The 24,936-nt window shown below is 54.2% G+C and carries 25 protein-coding genes; 9 read left to right on the forward strand and 16 right to left on the reverse strand.

All coding sequences use genetic code 11. The features are described from left to right. Nucleotides 1–45 precede the first annotated feature (45 nt). Nucleotides 46–813, forward strand: a complete 768-nt coding sequence (locus J9880_RS06425) for a DUF3592 domain-containing protein (RefSeq protein ID WP_095924243.1) — start codon at nucleotides 46–48, stop codon at nucleotides 811–813. Nucleotides 814–898: 85 nt separating this feature from the next. Here the strand turns inward: J9880_RS06425 and ugpQ are convergent, their stop codons facing one another. The 11 genes from ugpQ to J9880_RS06480 form a co-directional block, all read right to left on the reverse strand. Further along, nucleotides 899–1,639 carry a glycerophosphodiester phosphodiesterase gene (gene ugpQ, locus J9880_RS06430; protein ID WP_232770228.1) on the reverse strand — a complete coding sequence of 247 codons (741 nt, stop codon included), beginning with the start codon at nucleotides 1,637–1,639 and terminating at the stop codon, nucleotides 899–901. A 2-nt stretch (nucleotides 1,640–1,641) separates the two neighbouring features. Beyond that, on the reverse strand, nucleotides 1,642–2,715 hold the full coding sequence (locus tag J9880_RS06435) for a sn-glycerol-3-phosphate import ATP-binding protein UgpC (RefSeq protein WP_232770229.1): 1,074 nt from the start codon (nucleotides 2,713–2,715) through the stop codon (nucleotides 1,642–1,644). 5 nt (nucleotides 2,716–2,720) lie between these two features. After that, a complete protein-coding gene (ugpE, locus tag J9880_RS06440; protein WP_095924240.1) occupies nucleotides 2,721–3,566 on the reverse strand; it encodes a sn-glycerol-3-phosphate ABC transporter permease UgpE in 846 nt (281 codons plus the stop codon). After that, nucleotides 3,563–4,450 carry a sn-glycerol-3-phosphate ABC transporter permease UgpA gene (gene ugpA / locus J9880_RS06445; RefSeq protein ID WP_095924239.1) on the reverse strand — a complete coding sequence of 296 codons (888 nt, stop codon included), beginning with the start codon at nucleotides 4,448–4,450 and terminating at the stop codon, nucleotides 3,563–3,565. Before ugpA ends, ugpE begins: the two co-directional genes overlap by 4 nt. Before the next feature lie 182 nt (nucleotides 4,451–4,632). After that, nucleotides 4,633–5,946, reverse strand: coding sequence for a sn-glycerol-3-phosphate ABC transporter substrate-binding protein UgpB (gene ugpB / locus J9880_RS06450; RefSeq protein ID WP_232770230.1), 1,314 nt, complete (start codon nucleotides 5,944–5,946; stop codon nucleotides 4,633–4,635). Between the two features lie 221 nt (nucleotides 5,947–6,167). Continuing rightward, nucleotides 6,168–7,355: an aminotransferase-like domain-containing protein gene (locus J9880_RS06455; RefSeq protein ID WP_131694071.1), complete on the reverse strand. Its 1,188-nt coding sequence runs from the start codon at nucleotides 7,353–7,355 to the stop codon at nucleotides 6,168–6,170. A gap of 131 nt (nucleotides 7,356–7,486) precedes the next feature. Then, nucleotides 7,487–8,188 (reverse strand): high-affinity branched-chain amino acid ABC transporter ATP-binding protein LivF, encoded by a 702-nt coding sequence (gene livF, locus J9880_RS06460; RefSeq protein WP_095924236.1) that lies wholly within the window; start codon nucleotides 8,186–8,188, stop codon nucleotides 7,487–7,489. Between the two features lie 13 nt (nucleotides 8,189–8,201). Then, on the reverse strand, nucleotides 8,202–8,972 hold the full coding sequence (gene livG / locus J9880_RS06465) for a high-affinity branched-chain amino acid ABC transporter ATP-binding protein LivG (RefSeq protein ID WP_013577465.1): 771 nt from the start codon (nucleotides 8,970–8,972) through the stop codon (nucleotides 8,202–8,204). Further along, nucleotides 8,969–10,258 carry a high-affinity branched-chain amino acid ABC transporter permease LivM gene (locus tag J9880_RS06470; RefSeq protein ID WP_232770231.1) on the reverse strand — a complete coding sequence of 430 codons (1,290 nt, stop codon included), beginning with the start codon at nucleotides 10,256–10,258 and terminating at the stop codon, nucleotides 8,969–8,971. The genes livG and J9880_RS06470 overlap by 4 nt, the downstream gene beginning before the upstream one ends. Further along, on the reverse strand, nucleotides 10,255–11,181 hold the full coding sequence (gene livH, locus J9880_RS06475) for a high-affinity branched-chain amino acid ABC transporter permease LivH (protein WP_095924234.1): 927 nt from the start codon (nucleotides 11,179–11,181) through the stop codon (nucleotides 10,255–10,257). Before livH ends, J9880_RS06470 begins: the two co-directional genes overlap by 4 nt. Before the next feature lie 162 nt (nucleotides 11,182–11,343). Then, nucleotides 11,344–12,456 carry a branched-chain amino acid ABC transporter substrate-binding protein gene (locus J9880_RS06480; protein ID WP_095924233.1) on the reverse strand — a complete coding sequence of 371 codons (1,113 nt, stop codon included), beginning with the start codon at nucleotides 12,454–12,456 and terminating at the stop codon, nucleotides 11,344–11,346. 405 nt (nucleotides 12,457–12,861) lie between these two features. On the opposite strand from J9880_RS06480, the gene panM reads away from it, so the two are divergent. After that, nucleotides 12,862–13,242 (forward strand): aspartate 1-decarboxylase autocleavage activator PanM, encoded by a 381-nt coding sequence (gene panM, locus J9880_RS06485; RefSeq protein ID WP_195818170.1) that lies wholly within the window; start codon nucleotides 12,862–12,864, stop codon nucleotides 13,240–13,242. 68 nt (nucleotides 13,243–13,310) lie between these two features. On the opposite strand, the gene rpoH is transcribed toward panM, so the two are convergent. The 4 genes from rpoH to ftsY form a co-directional block, all read right to left on the reverse strand. Then, nucleotides 13,311–14,168 carry an RNA polymerase sigma factor RpoH gene (rpoH, locus tag J9880_RS06490; RefSeq protein ID WP_095924231.1) on the reverse strand — a complete coding sequence of 286 codons (858 nt, stop codon included), beginning with the start codon at nucleotides 14,166–14,168 and terminating at the stop codon, nucleotides 13,311–13,313. Between the two features lie 318 nt (nucleotides 14,169–14,486). Further along, a complete protein-coding gene (ftsX, locus tag J9880_RS06495; RefSeq protein WP_195818171.1) occupies nucleotides 14,487–15,467 on the reverse strand; it encodes a permease-like cell division protein FtsX in 981 nt (326 codons plus the stop codon). After that, nucleotides 15,467–16,129 carry a cell division ATP-binding protein FtsE gene (ftsE, locus tag J9880_RS06500; RefSeq protein WP_095924229.1) on the reverse strand — a complete coding sequence of 221 codons (663 nt, stop codon included), beginning with the start codon at nucleotides 16,127–16,129 and terminating at the stop codon, nucleotides 15,467–15,469. The genes ftsX and ftsE overlap by 1 nt, the downstream gene beginning before the upstream one ends. A 5-nt stretch (nucleotides 16,130–16,134) precedes the next feature. Further along, on the reverse strand, nucleotides 16,135–17,634 hold the full coding sequence (ftsY, locus tag J9880_RS06505) for a signal recognition particle-docking protein FtsY (protein WP_232770232.1): 1,500 nt from the start codon (nucleotides 17,632–17,634) through the stop codon (nucleotides 16,135–16,137). Nucleotides 17,635–17,860: 226 nt separating this feature from the next. Between ftsY and rsmD the strand changes: the two genes are divergently transcribed. The 4 genes from rsmD to J9880_RS06525 all read left to right on the forward strand — a co-directional run bounded on the left by rsmD (nucleotide 17,861) and on the right by J9880_RS06525 (nucleotide 22,057). Then, nucleotides 17,861–18,472, forward strand: a complete 612-nt coding sequence (gene rsmD, locus J9880_RS06510; RefSeq protein ID WP_232770233.1) for a 16S rRNA (guanine(966)-N(2))-methyltransferase — start codon at nucleotides 17,861–17,863, stop codon at nucleotides 18,470–18,472. 1 nt (nucleotide 18,473) lies between these two features. Continuing rightward, a complete protein-coding gene (locus J9880_RS06515; protein WP_095924226.1) occupies nucleotides 18,474–18,752 on the forward strand; it encodes a DUF1145 family protein in 279 nt (92 codons plus the stop codon). Between the two features lie 211 nt (nucleotides 18,753–18,963). After that, nucleotides 18,964–19,590, forward strand: coding sequence for a lysoplasmalogenase (locus J9880_RS06520; protein ID WP_013577476.1), 627 nt, complete (start codon nucleotides 18,964–18,966; stop codon nucleotides 19,588–19,590). Nucleotides 19,591–19,702: 112 nt separating this feature from the next. Next, a complete protein-coding gene (locus tag J9880_RS06525) occupies nucleotides 19,703–22,057 on the forward strand; it encodes a zinc/cadmium/mercury/lead-transporting ATPase (RefSeq protein ID WP_232770234.1) in 2,355 nt (784 codons plus the stop codon). A gap of 18 nt (nucleotides 22,058–22,075) precedes the next feature. Here the strand turns inward: J9880_RS06525 and tusA are convergent, their stop codons facing one another. Further along, nucleotides 22,076–22,336, reverse strand: coding sequence for a sulfurtransferase TusA (gene tusA / locus J9880_RS06530; RefSeq protein ID WP_232770235.1), 261 nt, complete (start codon nucleotides 22,334–22,336; stop codon nucleotides 22,076–22,078). Nucleotides 22,337–22,584: 248 nt separating this feature from the next. On the opposite strand from tusA, the gene J9880_RS06535 reads away from it, so the two are divergent. The 3 genes from J9880_RS06535 to J9880_RS06545 all read left to right on the forward strand — a co-directional run bounded on the left by J9880_RS06535 (nucleotide 22,585) and on the right by J9880_RS06545 (nucleotide 24,864). Continuing rightward, the gene (locus tag J9880_RS06535) at nucleotides 22,585–23,256 is read left to right on the forward strand and encodes a 7-cyano-7-deazaguanine/7-aminomethyl-7-deazaguanine transporter (RefSeq protein WP_095924224.1); all 672 of its coding nucleotides are present in this window, start codon (nucleotides 22,585–22,587) and stop codon (nucleotides 23,254–23,256) included. A 125-nt stretch (nucleotides 23,257–23,381) separates the two neighbouring features. Further along, on the forward strand, nucleotides 23,382–23,948 hold the full coding sequence (locus tag J9880_RS06540) for a DcrB family lipoprotein (protein WP_095924223.1): 567 nt from the start codon (nucleotides 23,382–23,384) through the stop codon (nucleotides 23,946–23,948). Nucleotides 23,949–24,171: 223 nt separating this feature from the next. Next, nucleotides 24,172–24,864, forward strand: a complete 693-nt coding sequence (locus J9880_RS06545) for a hypothetical protein (RefSeq protein ID WP_131694064.1) — start codon at nucleotides 24,172–24,174, stop codon at nucleotides 24,862–24,864. The last annotated feature ends 72 nt before the right edge of the window (nucleotides 24,865–24,936 follow it).

Raw genomic sequence — 24,936 nt, forward strand, 5'->3', positions numbered from 1 at the left:
TATAGCCGTTCGCATTACTTAATATATCGCCGGATTACTCTGGGCATGAAGTCAATCAGAGTAAAAATGCTCACCAAGATCGGTGAATGTATTATTTATGGAAATGGATTTTTAATGAAAAAGTTAAAATTTATATTTTTAATCGTCGGATTATTCTTTCTCGCCCTCACCGCTTATCTGTCTTTCAGTACAATACAGTTTCAAAAAACAGCGCAGCGTACTGAAGGCACAGTAGTAAAACTTCATGAACGAATTTCCACCAAAGACAAAAAACGCGAAGTCATGTATTACCCGGAATTTGCTTTTCTGGACGGGGATAAACAACTTCATTTGATTGAATCCTCTAAAGGAAGTCATCCGCCAGCGTATGACATCGGTGAGAAGGTGTCGATAATCTATCAGCCTGATGAGCCTGACAATGCCAAAGCGGATACCTTTGTGGAGTTATGGCTCGCGCCGGTGATTATGTTGATCCTTGGCGTCGCGTTCACGTTGCCCGGACTGATTATGTTCCTCATTCCTGTGCTTTCCGGTAATAAAGCAGAAAAACTTCAACGTACAGGTTTGTCAGTAAAAGCAAAAATCATTCGTGTTGAACAAAATGAAGCCATTACTATGAATGGACGATCCCCATGGCGGATTGTGTGCCAATGGCATAATCAGCTGGAAAATCGCGTGTATGTATTTAACAGCCAAAACTTTTGGTTTGACCCTCAGGACTACATAAAGTCAGACGAATTAACGGTATTCATTGATAAGTCCAACCCGAAAAAATATTGGGTTGACACTCGGATGATCCCAAGCAAAGCATAAATAATCACAAGGTCTGACAGGAAAATTCCTAAATTAAAACGGGCGCTGTTATGGCGCCCGTTTTTATATACCACCTAAAGAATTTTTATTCGAAATCCGGCCCGATCACATCAATCTTATCGGTACAAATACAGTCCACGCCCCAGCCCAGCAATTCGCGGGCGCGCGCCGGATTGTTCACCGTGTACACCAGAATATGCAGCCCGGCGTCTTTAATTGCCCGGACGCGTTCCGCGTTGAGCAATTTATGATTGAGATGCAGCGAAACGCATTCCAGTTCGTCGGTCAGCGCTTTCCAGTCTTCGCGCCATTCGTCGATCAGCAGACCGCGTGGCAATTCCGGGGCGGCTTTTTTGGCGGCCATCAGCGCGTCGAATTCAAACGAGGAAAGCAGCGGCGGAATCGCCTGGTCTTTCCATAATTCACGGGCGGCCAGCGCGACGTCGGTGCCGGTTTTCTCATCCAGGCCGGTGGTCGGTTTGATCTCGATATTCACCATCATGTGATGACGGGCGCAACGCTCTGCCACCTGGGCCAGCAGTGGCAGTTTCTCGCCTTTAAACGCAGCACCGAACCAGTCACCGGCGTCGAGTTGCAGAAGTTTTTCCCACGGCAAATCCCCGGCGACACCCCAGCCGTTGCTGGTGCGTTGCAGCGTGTCGTCATGCAGCAGGAAAATTTCCCCGCCCTGTGCCAGTTTGGCGTCAAATTCGATCATGGTATGACCGTATTTTGCGCCCGTGTCGATGGCTGCGAGCGTATTCTCCGGCGCCAGTGCGCCGCCGCCACGGTGTGCCACAAAACGTGGATAGGGCCAGGCTTTCATGTTCATTCCATCCGTAATCCGCTGTGAGTATCGAAAAAGTGTAACGCTTTCGCCGGGAAATCCAAGCGCAACAGCGATCCGGCTGTCGGGAACACTTCATGCGATAAACGCACCACCACGCCGCTGCCCGCCAGCCTGCCGTGCGCCAGATTATCCGCCCCCAGCAGTTCCAGCGTATTCAGCACCATCGGGATGCCATTTTGTGTGTCATCAGTCAGATGAATATGTTCCGGGCGGATACCGACCGTCAGCTCACGACCGCCCCATTCCGGACGAGGAACCGGCAACGGCAGCTCAAATCCGTCTTCCATCACCAGCGACGTACCGTCAGTGGTCAGCTGGCCGGGCAACAGATTCATGGCCGGAGAGCCGATAAAGCTGGCGACAAACAGGCTGGCCGGACGGCGGTAGACTTCCGACGGCGTCCCGATCTGCTCGGCGATGCCTTTGTTCATCACGATCACCCGCTCGGCCAGCGTCATGGCCTCGACCTGATCGTGCGTGACGTACAAACTGGTGGTGCGCAGACGACGGTGCAGTTGTTGCAGCTCGAGGCGCATCTGCACGCGCAGTTTGGCGTCGAGGTTGGAAAGCGGTTCATCGAACAGGAATACCGCCGGTTCACGCACGATGGCGCGCCCCATCGCCACGCGCTGACGCTGACCGCCGGAAAGCTCGCGGGGCTTGCGTTTGAGCAGCGGGCCGAGTTCCAGAATACGCGCCGCTTCTTCGACGCGGGCGAGGATCTGCGCCTTACCGAAGCCACGAATTTTCAGGCCATATGCCATGTTGTCGAACACGGTCATGTGCGGATACAGCGCGTAGTTCTGAAACACCATCGCGATGCCACGGTCTTTCGGTTCCAGCTCGGTGACGCGCTGGTCGTTGATATAGATATCGCCGGACGTGGTACGTTCCAGCCCCGCCACCATCCGCAACAGGGTCGATTTACCGCAGCCGGAAGGCCCGACCATCACGATGAATTCGCCGTCGGCGACGTCCAGATCGATACTTTGAATGATCTGATTTTTGCCGTCGTAGGATTTGGTCACTGCCTGTAATTTCAAATTTGCCATTTCAGTTACTTCTCACTGTCTACCAGACCGCGCACAAACCAGCGCTGCATCAGGAGCACCACCGCCAGCGGTGGCAATAAGGTCAGGATCATGGCCGCCATCACCTGATTCCATTGGGTCGAACCGTCACCGGAGGAAATCATGCTTTTAATCCCCGCCACCGCCGTGCCCATTGAGGCATCGCTGGTGATCAGGATCGGCCACAAATATTGGTTCCAGCCATAAATGAAGGTGATGACGAACAGCGCCGCGAGGTTGGTTTTCGACAGCGGCAACACGATGTCCCAGAAGAAGCGCATCGCACCCGCGCCATCGATACGCGCGGCTTCCAGCAGCTCATCCGGCAAGGTCATAAAGAACTGGCGGAACAGGAAGGTCGCGGTCGCCGAGGCCATCAGCGGCAACGTCAGGCCGGTGTAGCTGTCGAGCATATGCAGATTGGCGATCACCTGTACGGTTGGGAAAATACGCACTTCCACCGGCAGCATCAGCGTCATAAAAATCAGCCAGAAGAACAGGTTACGCAGCGGAAAACGGAAATAGACAATCGCGAAGGCCGAGAGCATCGACACAGAAATCTTACCGACGGTGATCACCATCGCCATGATGAAACTGTTGATCAGCAGGCGTCCGAATGCCGGGCTGTTGTTGCCTGCGCCCTGCGTCCAGATGGTGCTGATGTTTTCCCACAAATGCGTGCCGGGGATCAGCGTCATCGGCACATCGAAAATCTGTGTGTTATCCAGCGAAGCCGCCACAAACGCGACGTACAGCGGGAATAAAATCACCAGCACGCCGAGCAGCAGCATGATGTGGCTGAAGATATCCAGCCCTCTGCGGTTTTCAATCATTGGTAACGCACCTTACGTTCGACGAAACGGAACTGAATGAACGTCAGACCGATCACCAGCATCATCAGGATCACGGACTGTGCGGCGGAACTGGACAGGTCCAGACCGGCAAAACCTTCGCGATACACTTTGTAGATAAGCGTGGTGGTCGCCTGCACCGGGCCACCGGCTGTCGCGGCATCAATCACCGGGAAGGTATCAAAGAAGGCGTACACCAGATTGACCACCAGCAAGAAGAAGCTCACCGGTGAAATCAGCGGCAGCACCAGATGGAAGAAACGGCGTACCGGGCCTGCCCCGTCGATAGCCGCCGCTTCCACCAGCGATTTGGGGATCGACTGTAACGCCGCCAAAAAGAACAGGAAGTTGTAGCTGATTTGCTTCCAGACCGACGCCAGCACCACCAGGAACATCGCCTGACCGCTGTTTTGCGCGTGGTTCCAGTTGTAGCCCATCGAGCCTAAGAAATGGGTGATCAGGCCCAGACCGGGGCTGAACAGGAACATCCACAAGACGGCGGCCACCGCAGGCGCAACGGCGTAAGGCAGGATCATCAGCGTCTGATAAATCCGGCTGCCGCGTACCACATGATCGACCAGCGCCGCGAAGAACAGCGAAACCGCCAGCCCGATAAAAGCCACCATAAAGCTGAATTTCAGCGTGGTGTAGAAAGAGTCGAGATAGTACGGATCCTGAAACAGCTGCGTGAAGTTCGTCAGACCGGCAAACTCGCTGGATAAGCCGAACGGATCCAGCGTCTGCACCGAATACCACAGCGCCTGACCGGCAGGCCACAGGAAAAATATCGCGGTGATTAACAGCTGCGGCAACACCAGCGCGTAGGGCAACCAGCTGCAACCAAAACCGGGACGGTGTGAACTCATGATGGTTTACTCGTTGATATAAAAGACTCCCCGAAAGGGAGCAAACCAGGTTGGTTTTGAATTTGGCTTTCGGCTCCTCCCCCTGCGAAGGGGGAGGTTGGGAGGGGGTTTTGCAAGCGACTGAGTTGTCTTTAATACCCCACCCCAGCCCTCCCCTTCGCAGGGGAGGGAGCAAAACGGGATTACTTAGTAGAAGCTTCGAAGCGACGGAGTAACAAATCCCCGCGCTGTGCTGCTGTGTCTAACGCTTCTTTAGCCGTTTTCTTGCCGCTCCACACGCTTTCCAGTTCTTCATCCACGATGGTACGGATCTGCGGCATGTTGCCCAGACGCAGACCTTTGGTGAACGGTAACGGTGGCTTGTTCAGCATCTGGCGGGTAGCAACGTCAGAACCCGGGTTTTTCTCGTAGAAGCCGTCTTTTTTGGTCAGCTCATACGCCGCCGTGGTGACCGGCAGATAACCGGTTTTCTGATGCCATTCGGCAGCGATTTCCGGCGTGGTCAGGAATTGCAGGAATTCGGCAACGCCTTTGTAGGTGTCTTTGTCTTTGCCGTTCATCACCCACAGGCTTGCACCGCCGATGATGGCGTTTTGTGGCGCGCCTTTGATGTCCGCGTCGTAAGGCATCATGCCTACGCCGTAGTTGAATTTGGAATACTGACGGATATCCGCCAGCGAACCGGAAGACGCGGTGGTCATCGCACAATCGCCGTTGTAGAACTTGGCAGTGGATTCATCTTTACGACCAAAATAGGTGAAATCACCTTTTTTGTTCATGTCTTCCAGCATCTGAATGTGCTTGATTTGCTCAGGTTTATTGAATTCCAGTACCGCATCTGTGCCATCGAAACCGTTGTTTTTGGTGGCGATCGGCAGACCGTGCCAGGCGCTGAAGTTTTCAATCTGGATCCAGCCCTGCCAGCCGCTGGCGTAACCACATTTCATGCCCGCTTCACGCAGTTTCTCGGTATACGCGGCCATGTCCTGCCAGGTTTTTGGCGGCTGATCCGGATTCAGACCGGCTTTCTTAAAGGCATCTTTGTTGTAATACAGCACCGGCGTGGAGCTGTTGAAAGGCTGCGACAGCAGACGGCCTTTGGAATCGGAATAATAACCGGAAACGGTTGGCACAAACTGGGACACGTCTTCTTTAATGCCTGCATCGCTGAACACTTCGTAAACCGGTTTGATGGCTTTGCTGGCCATCATGGTCGCGGTGCCCACTTCGTAAACCTGCAAAATTGCCGGAGCATTACCGGTACGGTATGCCGCGATACCGGCCGCCAGACTTTCGTCGTATTTGCCTTTATAGACAGGCACGATTTTGACATCAGGGTGCGTCTGGTTAAAACGGTCGGCCAGCGAGTTCACTTCTTTGCCTAATTCGCCGTCCATTGAGTGCCAGAAAGGAATTTCTGTCACAGCGAAAGCATTGGCGCTGAAAGCCAGCGTCAGCGCAGTGCCGATAACCGTTTTTTTGAGGTTGATGAACATGCCTGTCTCCTGAATTCTGCTGGTGTGCTGCAAGTGCAGAGAAATAATGGATGTTAAGAAACGTTTTTAATCGCTGGTAAAATGACACGGCTAAATGACAGAAAAATAACCGTTAAATGACAATGAAGTGACAGCAGCATGAAGTGCAGGTGACGAACAGATGGCAAAAAATAAGGCGCATCGGGTTAACGATGCGCCTCAGGGAAGACGAAAAAGAGGAATTACAGTGCGCGTTTCAGACGGGCGACCGCCTCGTGCATTTGTTCTTCCGTCGCGGTGGCGAAGGACAGACGGAAGGTCGAGTGGTCAGGGTTATCGGCGTAGAAGAATTCGCCCGGCACAAACACCACGCCCTGCTCCAGCGTCTTTTTCATCCACTCCGCGCAGTTACGCGGTTCGCGGAAGCGCGCCCACAGGAACATGCCGCCTTTCGGGTATTCAAAGGTCAGCACATCACCCAGCTCGCTTTCCAGCAGTCCGGCCATGATCTGACATTTCTTTTTGTACGCCGCACGGATGGTTTCGATCTGCTTCGGCAGACGACCCAGACCGAGATAATATTCCGCAATAGTCTGGGACAGCGCGCTGGCGTGCAGATCCGCAGCCTGTTTGATGATGGCGACTTTATGCAGCAACCAGTCAGGCATAATTACCCAGCCCAGACGCAGGCCCGGTGCCAGAATTTTGGAGAACGTCGAGGTGTAGATGATGTTCTCCGCGTGACCGAACAGCGCCTTCGACAGCTCGAACAGCGTCGGCTGGCGTTCATCGGTGAATCGCAGTTCGCCGTACGGGTCATCTTCGACGATCAGGAATTCATGCTCTGCCGCCAGTTTCACCAGTTGCTCACGACGGGCGCGGCTCAGGGTCACACCGCTCGGGTTGCCGAACGTGGGCACCAGATACACGCCTTTGATTTTCTGCGTTTTCAGCAGTTCCGCCAGTTCATCAACAATCATACCGTCGCCGTCAGAACCGACGGACAGCAGTTTGGCTTCGGCCAGTTCCAGCGTCTGTAACGCCGCCAGATAGGTCGGGCGTTCCACCACGAAAACGTCATCCGGGTTCACCACGGCGCGCATCACCAGATCCAGCGCCTGCTGGGAGCCTGCGGTGACCACGATATCGTCCGGGCTTGCGACCACGCCACGTTGCTGACAAAGCTCAGCAATACGCTCACGCAGCGTATAACTGCCTTCAGTCAGACCATACTGGAATGCGTGTTCCGGTTGTTCGGTAATCGCCAGTTGGGTGGCTTCACGCAGACCGTCGAAATCAAAAAGCGCCGAAGAAGGAATACCACCCGCCAGCGAAATAACGCCTTCCATCTTGCTGTGTTTCAGCAATTCCCGGATGGCTGAACTTTTGAGCCTGACCATACGGGCGGCGAGTAAACCTTCTGTGTTCATGACATGTTCCTGATGATGTGCAAAGTTATACGAATGTAAGAGATGTTAATTTATAGACAAAATAAAAACCGCAAAGCGCTTGCCGTGCGGTTTACCAGATTTATCACAGATTTTTAAAATGTGAAGCCACTTTATGCGCCGAGATAGGCCGCACGCACCGCTTCGTTCGCCAGCAAGGCCGCGCCGGTATCTTCCAGCACCACATGACCGTTTTCCAGCACATAACCACGGTCGGCGAGTTTCAGCGCCTGATTGGCGTTTTGCTCGACCAGGAAGATGGTCATGCCTTCTTCGCGCAACTGCTGGATGGTGTCGAAGATCTGCTGAATGATGATCGGTGCCAGCCCCAGCGACGGCTCATCGAGCAGCAGCAGACGCGGCTGACTCATCAGCGCACGTCCGATTGCCAGCATCTGTTGCTCACCGCCGGACATGGTGCCGGAACGCTGAACGCGACGCTCTTTCAGGCGCGGGAACAGCGTAAACACGCGCTCCAGCCGGGCATGAAACTGATCGCGGGTGGCAAAGAATCCGCCCATCGCCAGATTCTCTTCCACCGTCATGCGGGAAAACACCCGACGGCCTTCCGGCACAATCGCGATATCGCCGCGCATGATTTTGGCGGTCTGCCACTGCGTGATGTCCTGCCCTTCGAAAATGATCGCGCCGTGGGAGGCACGCGGTTCGCCACATAAACTGCCGAGCAGCGTGGTTTTACCCGCGCCGTTCGCGCCGATCAGTGTGACGATTTCGCCTTTGTTAATACTCAGACTGACTTCATGCAGCGCCTGAATTTTGCCGTAATGGGCGGATACCTGATTGAATGACAACATCTTGTTCTGTCCCTTAACCTTCGCCTAAATAGGCGCGGATCACGTCAGGATTATTACGAATTTCAGCCGGTGTGCCTTGTGCCAGCGGCGTGCCCTGATTCACCACGTAGATGCGGTCAGAAATGCCCATCACCAGTTTCATGTCGTGCTCAATCAGCAGCACCGACACGTTGTGCTGGTTACGCAATTCCGCAATCAGCTGGTTCAGCTCTTCGGTTTCACGCGGGTTAAGACCGGCAGCCGGTTCGTCGAGCATCAGGATTTCCGGCCGCGTGACCATGCAGCGGACGATTTCCAGACGGCGTTGCTGGCCGTAGGCCAGATTGCCCGCCTGACGGTTGGCCAGTTCAAGTAATCCGACACGTTCCAGCCAGTCGGCAGCGCGATCCAGCGCATCGGCTTCGGCGCGACGGAAACCCGGCGTTTTGAACAGCCCCGCCAGTACGCCGCTTTTCAGGTGCTGATGCTGGGCAACCAGCAGGTTTTCAATCACCGTCATTTCACGAAACAGTCGCACGTGCTGGAAAGTACGCACCACGCCCATGCGGGCAATTTTCTGCCCCGGCAACCCTTCCAGATGCTGATCACGCAGCTTAATGGTGCCGCCGCTCGGTTTGTAGAAACCGGTCAGGCAGTTAAATACCGTGGTTTTACCGGCACCGTTCGGGCCGATCAGCGAAACAATTTCGCCCTGGTTGAGGTTCAGCGCCACGTTGTTGACCGCCAGCAGGCCACCAAAACGCATCATCAGACCTTCAACCGCTAACAGAGGTTGCGTGCTCATGCCTGTTCCCCCTGATCCGCGATTTGTTTCTTCGAAAGCTTCAGTTTGAGATGAACACGTTTCATCGGCAGTAAGCCCTGCGGACGCCAGATCATCATCAGCACCATTAACGCACCGAGCAGTAACATGCTGTATTCGTTGAGATCACGCATCAGTTCGCGGGAAACCACCAGCAGAATCGCCGCCAGAATGACCGCAAACTGCGAGCCCATTCCGCCGAGTACCACGATAGCCAGCACGAAGGCAGATTCCGCAAAGGTGAAGGATTCCGGGCTGACAAAGCCCTGACGCGCGGCGAACAGCGTACCGGCGAAACCGGCAAATGCGGCGCTGATGGTGAACGCAGTCAGTTTGATGCGGGTCGGGTTCAGCCCCAGCGAACGGCAGGCAATTTCATCCTCACGCAACGCTTCCCACGCGCGGCCCAGCGGCATCCGCAACAGACGGTTGATGATGAACAAGGTGGCGATCACCAGCAGCAGCGCCACCATGTACAGGAAGATAATGCGGTCACTCGGGTCATAGGCAACATTGAAGAAGTTGCTGAAGGTATCCCAGCCGCCGTCGCGTGGCGTCCGGCTGAACTCCAGCCCGAACAGCGTCGGTTTCGGGATCTGGCTGATGCCGTTCGGCCCGCCGGTCAGTTCGGTATTATTGAGCAGCAGGATACGGACGATTTCGCCGAATCCGAGTGTCACAATTGCCAGATAATCTCCGCGCAACCGCAGCACCGGGAACCCGAGCAGGAAACCAAAGGCTGCCGATACCAGTCCGGCCAGCGGCAAGGCTTCCCAGAATCCGATGCCGTAATAGTGATTGAGCAGCGCATAAGTGTAAGCGCCGATGGCGTAAAAGCCGCCGTAACCCAGGACCAGCAGGCCGGACAGCCCGACCACCACGTTCAGACCGAGGCCGAGCATGATGTAGATCAGGGTCAGCGTGGCGATATCCACCGTGCCGCGCGAGACGATAAACGGCCAGGCAATGGCAGCGATAATCAGCACCAGCGCCAGCAGTTTTTGTTTCGGCGTCGAGCCATCAAAGCTTGGCAACACCCAGCCCGGCCCCGAGACTTTTTTCAGGCCGCTGCTGACCATCGGACGGAATAACTGGAACACGAAGACGATGGCGCAGCCGATGGCAATCCACGTCCAGCGAACCTGACCCGCGCCGTTGACCACCAGTTTTGTGCCATCAAGGCCCAGTTGCAGGCCCATGATGAACGCCGCCAGCACCAGCAGGACGAAAGCGGAAACCAGCGCATTTAACAGATTCAGGCGCTTCATACTTTCTCAACCTCCGGACGGCCAAGAATACCGGTCGGCAGCACCAGCAGCACCACGATCAGTAATGCGAAGGACACCACGTCTTTATATTCAGTGCTCAGATACGCCGAGGTCAGCGCTTCGGCCACGCCCAAAATCAGGCCGCCGATCATCGCGCCCGGAATACTGCCAATGCCGCCGAGAACCGCAGCGGTGAAAGCTTTCATGCCGGCCATAAAGCCGATGTACGGGTTGATCACGCCATAGAACTGACCGAGCAGAACGCCCGCGACGGCCGCCATTAACGCGCCAATCACGAAGGTCAGGGAAATTACGCGGTCAGTGCTGATCCCCAGCAGGCTGGCCATTTTCAGATCTTCCGCACAGGCGCGGCAGGCACGACCCATACGCGAATAACGGATGAACAGGGTCAGCGCCAGCATCGCGACAAACGTGACGATCCAGATGATTAACTGCATGGTGCTGATGGTCGCCGCAAAGCCGTTGGCTTCGCCCAGTTTCCACTGGCCGGTGACGAGGCTTGGTAAAGCGAGATCGCGTGAGCCTTGCGTGAGGCTGACGTAGTTTTGCAGAAAAATTGACATCCCGATGGCGGAAATCAGTGCAATCAGTCGTTTGGAGTTACGCACCGGCTTATACGCCACGCGTTCAATGCTCCAGCCGTAGGCACTGGAAATCACAATCGCGGCGATAAAACCGGCACCGATCAGCAACCAGCTGGCGTCGATACCCATCATCATCAGAGCGGCGATTACGATAAAGGAGACATAACTGCCGATCATATACACCTCGCCGTGGGCGAAGTTGATCATGCCGATAATGCCGTAAACCATGGTGTAACCAATGGCGATCAGCGCATAAGTACTGCCCAACGTGACACCGTTGAACATCTGCTGAATGAAATAGAGGAACTGCTCTGACATACCCTATCCTTATTAATCAAGGGTTTGATAACTTGTGCTACTCCTCCCCCTGCGAAGGGGGAGGTTGGGAGGGGGTTTTGCAAACAACGCCGTTGCCATTAATACCCCACCCCAGCCCTCCCCTTCGCAGGGGAGGGAGCGGAGAACCACTTTGGTGCGGTTTTATTTGATCGGGGTAGACGTGCCGTCTTTATGCCACTCGAAAATACCGAATTCGAATCCTTTCAGGTCACCTTTCTCATCCCAGCTCAGCGGGCCCATGACGGTATCCACTGACGCTGATTTCAGGTTTTTGGCGATATCTGCCGGTTCCATGCTGCCGCTGCGTTCCATACCGGTGGTCAGCGCCTGCAATGCAGCGTAAGTCGTCCAGACGAACGGACCGGTTGGATCCAGTTTCTTGGCTTTCAGGGCATCGACGATTGGCTGGTTAGCCGGAACCTGATCGTAACGTTTTGGCAGGGTTACCAGCATGCCTTCGGAAGCATCGCCGGCGATGTTAGACAGTGAGGAGTTGCCTACGCCTTCCGGACCCATGAATTTCGCTGCCAGACCCGCTTGTTTTGACTGACGCAGGATCTGCCCCATTTCCGGGTAGTAACCGCCGAAATAGACGAAATCGACGTTTTCTTTCTTCAGACGCGCCACCAGTGTGGAGAAGTCTTTGTCGCCTGCGGTCACGCCTTCAAACAGCACCACGTTGCCGCCGCCTTTTTTCAGCGCGTCCTGTACGGAACGGGCCAGGCCTTCGCCGTATTGCTGTTTGTCATGCACAACAGCGATACGTTTTGGTTTGATGGTGTCGAGGATGTATTTCGCGGCAGTCGGACCCTGATCGGAATCCAGACCGGTGGTACGCATCACCATTTTATAACCACGGGTGGTCAGGTCAGCGTTGGTCGCCGCCGGGGTGATCATCAGCACGCCTTCGTCTTCATAGATATCAGAAGCAGGCTGAGTGGAAGAAGAGCACAAGTGGCCGATCACGTAACGGATACCGTCGTTGATCACTTTGTTGGCGACCGCCACGGCTTGTTTCGGGTCACAGGCATCGTCATATTCCACGCCAACCAGTTTGTCACCCTTCACGCCGCCTTTGGCGTTGATGTCAGCGATAGCTTGTTTTGCACCTGTAAATTCCATGTCACCGTACTGGGCAACCGGACCTGACATAGCACCCACAATGGCGACTTTAATATCTTTGGCGAATGCCGCCTGACTCATTGCTAATGCAATACAACCTGCCAGCCAGATCTTACCCTTTGTTACTTTCATCCGATTACCCCGTTCATGTGTGTGTTGTGGTTTGCTCTTTTGTTGCCTGTTCAAAACATCATCACTTAGGAAATTTAGTATAAGTAATAACGAGTTACCGGCTTATTTCGTCTTGTTTTCGAATAAGACTTTATAATTCATATCATTAAACAGGAATTTTCTTCTGCAAATCAAATGGCACAATCAGAAATATGAGGTGTAAACAGAATTTTATTTGGGTGAAAAAGCGGTTCGGATTTAAACAATCAGTCGTTAACACTGGCATTATTGATTAAAGCCAACATTTATCGCTTATGCAGAGATCGCTAAAAAACTTTTCGACCTGTTACTGTACAAAAAAAGTTACGCCCGTTTTTCAGAACGATCCGCTACACTGGCGTTCCCATTTTCTGACCCGTCCGCCTCATGAAATTAACCATCCAAAAACGCACTTCACTCAGCTCCCAGGACCTGATCGATCTGGCAAAAATCTGGCCGGAGCAAACCGAAAGTGACTGGCAAGCCAGCCTGCAAAACAACCGTGCGCTGTTTGCGGCGGTATTTAATGAACGCATTCTTGGCGCAGTGAAAATCACCCTCGACGGCGATCAGGGGCAACTCAGCGATCTGCGGGTGCGGGAAGTGACGCGCCGTCGCGGTGTCGGGCTGTATCTGATGGAAGAGTTGCAGGCGCAACTGCCGCAAGTGAAAAGCTGGACGATGCACGCAGAGCCGGAACCCGTGCTGAATGCGTTTATGCAGGCATGTGGTTTTGTGCGTGAAGGGAATGTCTGGAAAAAATCCTGAAGGCTGAATTTCAGGTATAAAAAAAGCGACCATAAAGGTCGCTTTTTAACAGAGTAAATCTGCGTTTATCAGGCTTCGATCGCCATACGCAGTTTCTTCATCGCGTTCTTTTCCAGCTGACGAACACGTTCTGCGGAAACACCGTACTTGTCGGCGAGTTCCTGCAGGGTCGATTTGTTATCGTCGTCTAACCAGCGGGCACGGATGATATCCTGGCTGCGTTCGTCCAGACCTTCCATTGCACTGGAAAGTTTGTCGGTCGCGTCCTGATCCCAGTTATCTTCTTCGATGGTTTCTGCAAAGTCAGAACTTTTGTCTTGCAGATACAGCATCGGTGCCATCGCTGCGCCGTCGCGTGGTTCATCATCCGGGGTCGGATCAAACGTCATGTCCTGTGCTGCCATGCGTGATTCCATTTCCAGCACATCTTTGCTGGTGACACCCAGTTCGCGGGCAACATGCTCCACTTCGTCATGGCTGAACCAGCCCAGACGCTGTTTGTTTTTGCGCAGGTTGAAGAACAGCTTACGCTGCGCTTTGGTGGTGGCGACTTTCACGATGCGCCAGTTACGCAGCACATATTCGTGAATTTCAGCTTTGATCCAATGCACGGCAAAGGACACCAGACGCACACCGACTTCCGGATTAAAACGGCGAACCGCTTTCATCAGGCCGATATTCCCTTCCTGGATAAGGTCTGCCTGTGGCAAACCGTAACCTGAATAGTTGCGGGCAATGTGAGCAACAAAGCGCAGGTGAGACAGGATCAGCTCTTTCGCTGCTTCCAGGTCACCGTCGTAATGCAGCCGTTCAGCCAGTGCCCGTTCTTCCTCTGCGGTGAGCATAGGATAGGCATTGGCGGCCCGAACATAGGCTTCCAGGCTACCTTGGGGTACTAATGCTAAAGTGCGCATTTCTTTGGTCATTCAAGCCTCTCATGTATGACGTAATGCAGGTTTTATACCACGTTGCTGCGGGATGATACCGCTACGTTGCTGGCCTTAAGGGGCGACAACAAAGCAACGCCGAGCCCTTCATATTCGCTGCTCTACGACCACGAATTTTACATAAAGTTCACGGACAGATTCAACAGTCTGATGACTGTAAGTGACAGACTGACTATTGGATAGTGAATTTGTGCCATTGCAGGGGAAGCAGGAAAATGACGGGACGATATAGCAAGAATCGGCTGTTCCCCTGAACACAAAGACTGAGCAGCAGGGGAACATTATAGCAAATTCTCACTACTGTGGTGTAAATCGCCGTAAATGTTGAACCGTCGCCAGCCAGGCGGCAATCCAGCCAATCATTGCGGACACGATCAGCAGCAGCAGGCTTTCATCCCAGCCCAGACCGTGCAGGTCAAACGTCGTGCCGAACACTTGTGCGACCTGAGTCACCACGCTCTCAAGGCGCAGCACCAGGACTTCCGAGAGGATCAGCGACAGCAACGCGCCGGTGAAACCGAGCATCGCCCCCCCGTTGAGGAACGGCCGCAAAATGAATCCGTCGGTCGCGCCAATCAGCTTCATCACGTTGATGGTATCGCGACGGCTGAAGATACTCAGTCGCACACTGTTACCAATCACCAGGAAGACGGCGATCACCATCAGGATGCCAATCATCGCCGCAATCTGCCCCACCAGACCGGTCAGCGCCGCAAGACGGGCAAACCAGCTGTCATCCATTCGCACTTCATCCACGCCATGCACCGCCGCCACGCGGTCGCGCAAGGTGTTGAGTGTGGCGGAGTCCTGGAAATTCATTTTCGGCGTGATAATGGCGACGGCAGGCAGCGGATTTTGCTCCAGCATGTCCATCGCGCCGCCAAAGCCTGACCAGTTGCGGAATTCACCCATCGCTTCTTCACGGGAGAGATAATTGACTTTATCCACGCCCGCTTCGGTTTTCAGGGTTTTCACCACATTTTCTGCGGCGTTATCATCCAGTGCTTTGTCGAGATACACGGTCAGTTGCGGCGTCGGATACCACTGTTCAGCCGCGGTACTGACGTTTTTCCACACCAGATAACAGACACTTGGCAACGTCAGGGAGATGGCAATGACCATCACCGTAAGCAGCGTCGCCAGCGGCTGACGCAGCATGTCAGCCAGCGCGTTCATCCACGCATAGCGCCACTGTTCGCGCCAGCCACCCTGCAACGCTTTGCTTTTCGCGGCGCGGGCACTTTTGGCGGTTTTCGCCGGGTTCGGACTGTTCGCCATTAGTACATCCCTCCCGACATACGCCCCTGACTCAGCGTCAGCGTGCGGTAATTACGACGGGCAATCAGACCCACGTCATGCGTCGCCATCAGAACGGTGACGCCGACACGGTTAAATTCTTCGAATAAACGCAAAATGCCTTCCGACAATTCGCCGTCGAGGTTACCGGTCGGTTCATCCGCCAGCAGCACCGCCGGTTTATTCACCACCGCACGGGCGATGCCCACACGTTGCTGTTCCCCGCCGGAAAGCTGGATTGGCAGATTCTTCGCTTTATCCAGTAATCCCACTTTATCCAGCGCAGCCGACACGCGACGGCGGATATCTTCGCTGCTGGCCCCGGAAATGATCAGTGGCATTGCCACGTTGTCATAGACGGTACGATCCATCAGCAGATGGTGATCCTGAAAGATCATGCCGATCTGGCGACGCAGGAACGGCACTTCGCTGGATTTCAGACGGCTGATGTCATGACCGCCAAACAAAATGTGACCGGCGCTCGGGCGTTCAATGCCGCAAATCAGCTTGAGCAGGGTACTTTTCCCTGCGCCTGAGTGTCCGGTCAGAAATGCCATTTCCGCTTGCTGGATGTGAAAGTTGACGCCCTGAAGCGCCTGTCGTCCGCCCAGATAAGCTTTACTGACCTGTTCAAAGCGAATCATCCGTATTAATCCTCTCGGGCAAAAAGTGCCTCAATAAAATCGTCTGCCTTAAACGGCCTTAAATCTTCGATACATTCACCGACACCAATGTAGCGGATCGGAATGCTGAACTGATCGGCGATGGCAAAGATCACGCCGCCTTTCGCGGTGCCATCCAGTTTCGTCAGCGTTATCCCGGTCAGCCCGACGGCTTCGTTGAACAATTTCGCCTGACTGACTGCATTCTGGCCGGTGCTGGCGTCGAGCGTCAGCATCACTTCATGCGGTGCATCTTCGTCGAGCTTCTTCATCACGCGGACGATTTTCTTCAGCTCTTCCATCAGGTGCGCTTTGTTTTGCAAACGCCCGGCGGTATCGGCAATGAGTACGTCGATATTACGGGCTTTCGCCGCCTGAATGGCATCAAAGATAACGGACGCGGAATCCGCACCGGTATGCTGTGCAATCACCGGGATCTTGTTGCGCTGACCCCAGACCTGCAACTGCTCAACGGCTGCGGCACGGAAGGTATCACCCGCCGCCAGCATCACCGATTTACCCTGTGCTTCAAACTGGCGTGCCATCTTACCGATGGTGGTGGTTTTACCGACGCCGTTCACGCCAACCATCAGAATGACATACGGGGTTTTCCCGCTGACATCCAGTGGCTCGTCAACTTTCGCCAGTATTTCGGACATTTCTTCCTTCAGCTTGCCGTACAGCGCATCGGCGTCTTTCAGTTGCTTACGCGACGCATGCTCGGTCAGTGAAGTGATGATTTTACGCGTGGTTTCGACACCCACGTCGGCGATCAGCAGCTGTTCTTCCAGCTCTTCGAACAGATCGTCGTCGATTTTCTTACCACGGAACAGCCCCACAAAGCCGGAGCCGAGATTCTGTTTGGTTTTGACCAGGCTGCGTTTCAGACGGGCAAAGAAGCCTTCTTTGGTCGGGCGTTCCTGCTCGGTTTCACCGGCGGGCAGCACAACGATCGGATCCAGCGCCACCGGCAGCGGTTCTTCTTCGGCGACCACATCGTCAACCGAATCAATGGCGTCCTGACGCTGGTCTTCGGCAATTTCTTCTGCCGATTCAACAAACTCGTCTTCCGCGATCTGTGCTTCAATCCTGTCTTCTTCAACAGTATCAGGCCGGGCAGCCACCTGTTCGGTGATGTGAACGATTTCTTCTGCCAGTTCAGCCGCCGCCTGCTCACGCACCGGCTCAGGTTTTTCTTCCGGCTCAGGCTCTGTCAGCGGTTCCGGTTCAATCTCCGGTTCCGGCTCGACGAGTGGCTCAGGCTGGATTTCGGGTTCAGGTTCGACATCCGGTGCAGGTTCAGCTTTTGGCTCTGCGTCAACTTCAGGTTCTGTAACAGGCTCGCGAACGAGCGGGACACCCGGTGCTTCCGTCAGTTGCTCTTCGACAACCGGCTGTTCTTCGCGTGTTTCTTCCTTCTGCTGCTCTTCTTCCTGACGGCCACGACCGAACCAGGAGAAGAAACCGCGTTTTTTGTCTTTTGCCATTTTACAACTTCACTCCTCGCCGTTAATGACTGGCGAACGGATTATTAATAGGGTTATGGTCAGGCAGTCTATCACTTTCCCCTTCAGGCAACACGCCCGCGTGTTGAATTCCGCTGGCTTTTCAATCGACAATGTTAAACATTTGCCCATTGCCCGCACACCGGTAGAATAGCCCTCCAAACGATATGCAACGAAGCCCGACGGCTTTGAATGACACAAGCGAACTATGGCAAAGAAACCCAACACTCCCGCCGCAGGCCAGATCCGAATTATTGGCGGACAATGGCGCGGACGCAAACTTCCGGTTCCACACAGCCCGGGGCTGCGCCCGACCACCGATCGCGTGCGCGAAACGCTGTTCAACTGGCTGGCACCGGTTTTACAGGGCGCGCGTTGCCTGGACTGTTTTGCAGGCAGCGGCGCACTCGGTCTGGAAGCCTTGTCCCGTTATGCGGCCAGCGCGACACTGCTGGAGTTTGAACGCCCGGTTGCGCAACAGTTAGAGAAAAACCTGGCGCTGCTAAACGCCGGTGATGCGAAAGTATTTAACGTCAATGCCCTGAACTGGCTGGCAAAAGCCGGAAGTGCCTTTGATGTGGTTTTCCTCGATCCGCCTTTCCGCAAAGGCATTCTGCAAGACACGCTGAACCTGCTGGAGCAAAACCAGTGGCTGGCTGACGAAGCCTGGATTTATGTCGAAACAGAAGCCGAGCACGACACTCTGGATGTGCCCGCCAGCTGGCGTTTACACCGTGAAAAAGTCGCCGGACAAGTTGCTTATCGCCTCTACCATCGCGATGTGACGCCTGAAACCGGCTCACCAGAACAGGAGCAGTAAGATGTTGATCAATATTGGTCGGTTGTTGATGTTATGTATTTGGGCGTTTCTGGCGTTTAACCTGATCCACCCGTTCCCGAAACCGATCAAATACTTTTTAGACGTGGCGATTGTGTTCATGTTCTTTATGCACGGCCTGCAGGTCATGCTGCTGAAAGCCACGCAGGGCAAGGAAAAGGACACCATCGGCCCGTGGCTGCAAACCCGCATTTTCCTGTTCGGCGTGTTCGAACTGATGGCCTGGCAGAAAAAACAGCCGCCGTTGCCGACCAAAAAGTAACTCCCGCTTTTACGGCGCGTCCTGCGCCGTAAACTGTCCCGCTATTCTAAACCAACGTGAATCAGACCGGCCGTTACGGGGATTTCTGATTGTCGCCGGTATGCCCTCTCTCCTACACTGAAAACAAGTACAGGAAAACAGGATGTGTTTTCCTGAAGGCAGACCCTTGCATCGGTTTTATGTTCTGTTCTGAAATATAAAAGGATAAACAATGAGTTGGCCATTCCTCGCTGTATTTTTCTCCGGCTGGTTGTTCGTTGATGCCAGCTATCGCGGCCCGCGCTGGCAACGCTGGGTATTCAAGCCCGTCACTCTATTGCTGCTGCTTTTGCTGGCCTGGCAGGCACCGACACTGAATGTTTACAGTTATCTGATCCTGCTGGGTCTGGCGGCGACGCTGGTGGCGGACAGCCTGTTGCTGCTGCCTGAAGAGCGCTTTATGTACGCCATTGGCGCGTTCTTCCTCTCGCATCTGCTGTATACGCTGAGTTTCGCCAGCCAGATGACCATTACGTTTTTCTGGCCGCTGCCGCTGACCTTGCTGATCATCGGCGCGATACTTCTTGCGGTGATCTGGACACGACTGGCCGAACTGAGATGGCCAGTGACCACTTACATCGCCATGACCCTGCTGATGGTCTGGCTGGCGGGTGAGCAATATTTTGCCCGCAGCACCGACATGGCGTTTTCGCTGTTCTGCGGCGCGGCGCTGTTACTGCTGGGCAATATTTTCTGGCTGCTCAGCCGCTACCGCTTCACCTTCCGCGCTGCCGACGCGCTGGTCGCCGCCTGTTATTTTGGCGGGCACTTCCTGATCGTCCGGTCTTTGTACCTGTAACCTCCCTCAGCGGAACCGTTCTGGTTCCGCTGATAAAATAAGGGTTGACCTTAGAGCTAACTCCAACGTTTACACTGGGGGTAATTCCACTCGGTGTTGAACCGGAGGCTTTATGATCCCAATGCAAAAAAACAACGGCTGTCGCTGCGGATGTCAGGGCAAACATGCGCCCGCATTACGTATCAACAAAATTGGCGCGATGGCCCGGCCCGGCACACATCCGGCGGGCTGCTGTAGCGAAAAGGCCACACTGGCGGTTTCCGCCTGCACCAGCACAGACAGTTGCTGCGCGCCAGAAACAGGTGAGCACTCACACACCTCTGACGATGGCAGCGCAGAAGGCTCGCCGGGCGAAGACGCCCCCGGCGCACCGCTTTCCGGCAGCCAGCAATACAGCTGGAAAGTGGAAGGGATGGATTGCCCGGCCTGTGCGCGTAAAATCGAAAAGGCCGTGTCCGGCATTGACGGCATCAGCCGCGCCAGAGTGCTGTTCGCCACGGAAAAACTGGTGATTGATGCCGGTCTGGATATCACCCAACCCGTGCAGCATGCCGTGATCGCCGCAGGTTTCACCCTACAATCCCTCGATAAAAAACAAAATATCCCGCAACCGGAAGCGTCACGCCTGAAAGAGGCGCTGCCGCTGATCGCCCTCTCGGCGCTGATGCTGCTGAGCTGGGTGCTCGATCACGTCAGTCCGCAGGCCGGTCAGATCGCGTTTATCGCCACCACGCTGGTCGGGCTGTGGCCGGTACTGCGTCAGGCGATCCGCCAGACCCGCGCCGGTTCGCCGTTCGCCATCGAAACGCTGATGAGCATCGCCGCGCTCGGTGCCCTGTTTATCGGTGCCACTGCCGAAGCCGCCATGGTGCTGCTGCTGTTTATGGTCGGCGAACGCCTGGAAGCTTTTGCCTCCAGCCGGGCGCGCAGCGGGGTGAAATCGCTGATGGCGCTGATCCCGGATACCGCCGTTCGCGTGGTAAATGGCCAGGCGGAAACCGTGCCGGTCAGCAGTTTACGCCCCGGCGACATCATTGAAATTGCGGCAGGCGCACGTCTGCCTGCCGACGCCATTTTACAAAGCGCGGCCAGTTTCGATGAAAGCGCACTGACCGGTGAATCGGTGCCGGTGGATCATCTGCCCGGCGAAAAAGTCCCGGCGGGCAGCCTGTGCGTTGACCTGCTGGCACGCCTTGAAGTGGCTTCCGCACCGGGCAACAGCGCCATTGACCGCATCCTGCAACTTATCGAAGAAGCCGATGAGCGTCGTGCGCCCATTGAGCGTTTCCTCGATACTTTCAGCCGTTATTACACGCCGGTCATTATGCTGATGTCGCTGCTGGTAATTATCGTTCCGCCGCTGGCGATGGGACTGTCGTGGGAAACCTGGATTTATCGCGGCCTCACGTTGCTGCTGATCGGTTGTCCGTGTGCGCTGGTGATCTCCACACCTGCGGCGATCACCTCCGGGCTGGCGGCCGCCACGCGTCAGGGCGCGTTAATCAAAGGCGGCGCGGCACTGGAACAACTGGCGCTGATTGAAACCGTCGCGCTGGACAAAACCGGCACGCTGACCGAAGGCAAACCGGAAGTCACCGAGGTGTTACCGCTGAACGGTACCAGTGAAGGCGAAGTGTTATGTCTGGCCTCGGCGGTGGAAGAAGGTTCGCATCACCCGCTGGCGCAGGCGATTTTAGCCCGCGCAAAAACCGGCAATCCGTTACCGCTCACCGCACAAGATCGCCGCGCGCTGGCCGGTTCCGGCGTGGAAGGCGTGGTGTCAGGCCGTAAAATTCAGGTGCTGGCACCGAAAAGTGTGGCCGGAAACAGCCTGACGGCAGAAACCCTTGCGCAAATTACAGCGTGGGAATCCAGCGGAAAAACCGTGGTGGTGGTATTGCAGGAAGACAGCGCAATCGGGCTGATTGCCATGCAGGATCGTCTGCGCGATGACGCCCATGAAGCCTTGCAGAAACTCAGGGCGCTCGGCGTATCCGCGGTCATGCTGACTGGCGACAATCCGCGTGCGGCAAAAACCATCGCTGACCGGCTGGGCATTGATTTCCGCGCGGGCTTACTGCCTGCGGATAAAGTCTCGGCGGTCACCGCGCTCAATGCGCAGAAACCGGTGGCAATGGTCGGGGACGGCATTAACGATGCCCCGGCGATGAAAGCCGCGACGATCGGTATTGCGATGGGAAGCGGGACGGATGTCGCGCTGGAAACCGCAGATGCGGCGCTGACCCACAACCGTCTGAGCGGGCTGGCGCAGATGATCAGCCTGTCACGCGCCACGCGGGCGAATATCCGTCAGAACATCACGATTGCGCTGGGGCTGAAAGCCATTTTTCTGGTCACCACGCTGATGGGGCTGACCGGATTGTGGCTGGCGGTGCTGGCGGATTCCGGCGCAACAGCACTGGTGACCGCCAACGCGCTGAGGCTGTTGCGCAATAAGTCGAAATAACCCGTCAGGGCTGAGCCATCAGCCCTGTTTTTCTGGCAACCCTTTGCACAGCAAATAGCGGTACGGCACGCTTTCGGTATCCGACGCCAGCAGCGTATGTTCCATAAAACGGCAGAAACCGGGGATATCGCGGGTGGTGGCCGGATCATCAGCGATGATCAGCAACGTTTCGCCGTCTTGCATGGTGCGAACCGCTTTACGAACCATCATCACTGGCTCGGGGCAACGCAGACCCAACGCATCAAGCTGATGGTCAGGATTGATAAAGGGGTCGGTCATTTCGTGTCTCAACATCTACATACGTGAATGGGCGGTTGTTTGGCAAAGGCGGATAGTTTAACCCGCTGGTTTTCTGGCGCAACAAACACGGCTCATTGCGCTAAAATTAACCGTCAGATCTGTTGCGCAAACGGTGCGCAAACAGGTACTATGCGCGCCGCAAACCGCTAACGCCCCTGCGACAGCTTCAAGAACGCAGGGTATTTGGGTTCCCTCACCCCAATTTTTCACAAAAAAAGGTCACATCTATGTACTCCTTTACTGCTCAGCAGCGGTTTTCCGCGCTGATATGGCTTTCGCTATTCCACATCGCCATCATCACCTCCAGTAACTATCTGGTTCAGTTGCCCGTTTCCATTTTTGGTTTCCATACCACCTGGGGCGCGTTCACTTTCCCGTTTATCTTTCTGGCTACCGACCTGACCGTGCGTATCTTTGGCGCACCGCTGGCGCGACGGATTATTCTGTCTGTGATGGTGCCGGCTCTGGCCATTTCCTACATCATCTCGGCGCTGTTCTTTGAAGCGCAGTGGCAGGGCGTAGACGCGCTCAACAGCCTGAATATCATGGTTGCCCGCATCGCCACCGCCAGCTTTATGGCCTATGTGCTGGGGCAAATCCTCGACGTTCATGTGTTTAACCGCCTGCGCCAGAACCGCCGCTGGTGGATCGCACCGGTCGCCTCGATGTTCCTCGGCAATATCAGCGATACCCTGTCCTTCTTCTTTATCGCCTTCTACAAAAGTACCGATGCCTTTATGGCGCAGCATTGGGTGGAAATCGCGATGGTGGATTACACCTTCAAGGTCCTGATCTGTCTGGTGTTCTTCCTGCCGATGTACGGCATGCTGCTGAATATGCTGCTCAAACGTTTGTCCGCTCACGGCAACAACCCGCATTCTGCCGTCAGCGCGCACTAAAGCGGGCCGCCGGAAAGACACAAATCGCGCCATAATCTGACTTGCATTTGTGGTCTGAATAGGTTGCCATAAAGACTGTTAAGTCAACATGTAAGCCTGGTGAACAGGCCACTTAAGGAAGCCCGATGCGTAATATCGCGAAAATGATGGGAATGGCAGTACTGATCGCCGGTCTGGCTGCGTGTGACGGTAAAACCACCGACGCACCTGCAGCGGATAAAGGCGCGCCAGCGGCCGCAGCAACGGCAGCCACCACGCCGGTCAGCCTGCTGGAAGGCAAAGTCACCTTCTCCCTGCCGCAGGGAATGAGCGACCAGAGCGGTAAGCTGGGCACGCAGGCCAACAATATGCACGTTTACGCTGACAGCACCGGTCAGAAAGCCGTGATTGTGATCCTGGGTGATAACACCACGGAATCGCTCGAGGTTCTGGCGGGTCGTTTACAGGATCAGCAAAAAGCCCGTGATACCAATCTCCAAGTAGTGACCAATAAATCCATTCAGGTGAATGGTCAGGATCTGCAACAGCTGGATACGGTGATCACCTCTGCCGGTCAGAAAGCCTATTCTTCTATCGTGCTGGGTAAAGTCGACAGCCACTTACTGACTTTGCAAATCACCCTGCCAGCCGATAATCAGCAACAGGCGCAAACTGACGCTGAAACCATTATCAGTACGCTGAAAATTCAATAAATTCAGTGCGTACGTAAATAGCAGGCGGAGCTTTGGCTCCGCCTTTTTTGTATTATGCCATTACTCAACCTCACCAACCTGCCTCATTTATAAGGTGAAAATATATCGTTATATTATTTACAATGAAGTACAGTGGTATATAAAAGAGAGTAACTGATAGTATTATCATATATTTTAACCAGCACATATCATAAAATGGAATAATTAACTTAAGGAATAAGTTATGTACCATAGTGATTTCATTATTAATAAGTTGGCAAATGACGAAATACTTGCAAAAAAGTTGGATACAGCTGTTATCGGAGTTAAAGAGCAGATTCTCGATCAATCTCACAGAATTCAGGATGGCGCAACAAGGCTAGTGTATTACACTTCTTGTTTTACGGAGAATTATCAAGATGTTTGCGCAAAGCTGAAACGAGAAGATGTTCGATTCCTTGAGTCTTTACAGCAGTTAATTAAAGACAGAAGAATCATATCTGACATGATACAGATTTATATCGAATCACTTATTAAAAATAGAAACCAAAGTCAACTACACAATATCCAACGCACCTTAATGAAAGCAAGCGTAAATATATCAACGAGTTCTCTGACGACACAATCATTTGCATTGGGCATAACAACGTCCATTTGCCTTGGATTCAATATTCATACCAGCTTCAGCCAGAAAATTGGGAAGGTGTCCGCACTTGCCGCTGCCGGAATAGGCTTTTACGGATACGTACAGGAAGCCGCAGAAAGTGCGGAACGTTTGCAGGTTCTGAGTCCTGCATATTACTATGCGTTATATATGCGAAAATTAGAAATGATGTATTTTTTAGTTGAGCCTCTTTTTATGAAAGCTCACGCCTTTAGCACGAATCTTACATCAGATGATGAAGTCGCCAAAACAATAATTGATATGGTAAGGTGAACATCATGATTAATTTTTTAAAGCGATGGTTTAGACATCAACTGTCTTATTTTTTTTGGACTTACATTCCAT

The organism is Rahnella victoriana (assembly GCF_021276285.1).
GTDB classification, from domain to species: Bacteria; Pseudomonadota; Gammaproteobacteria; order Enterobacterales; family Enterobacteriaceae; genus Rahnella; species Rahnella victoriana.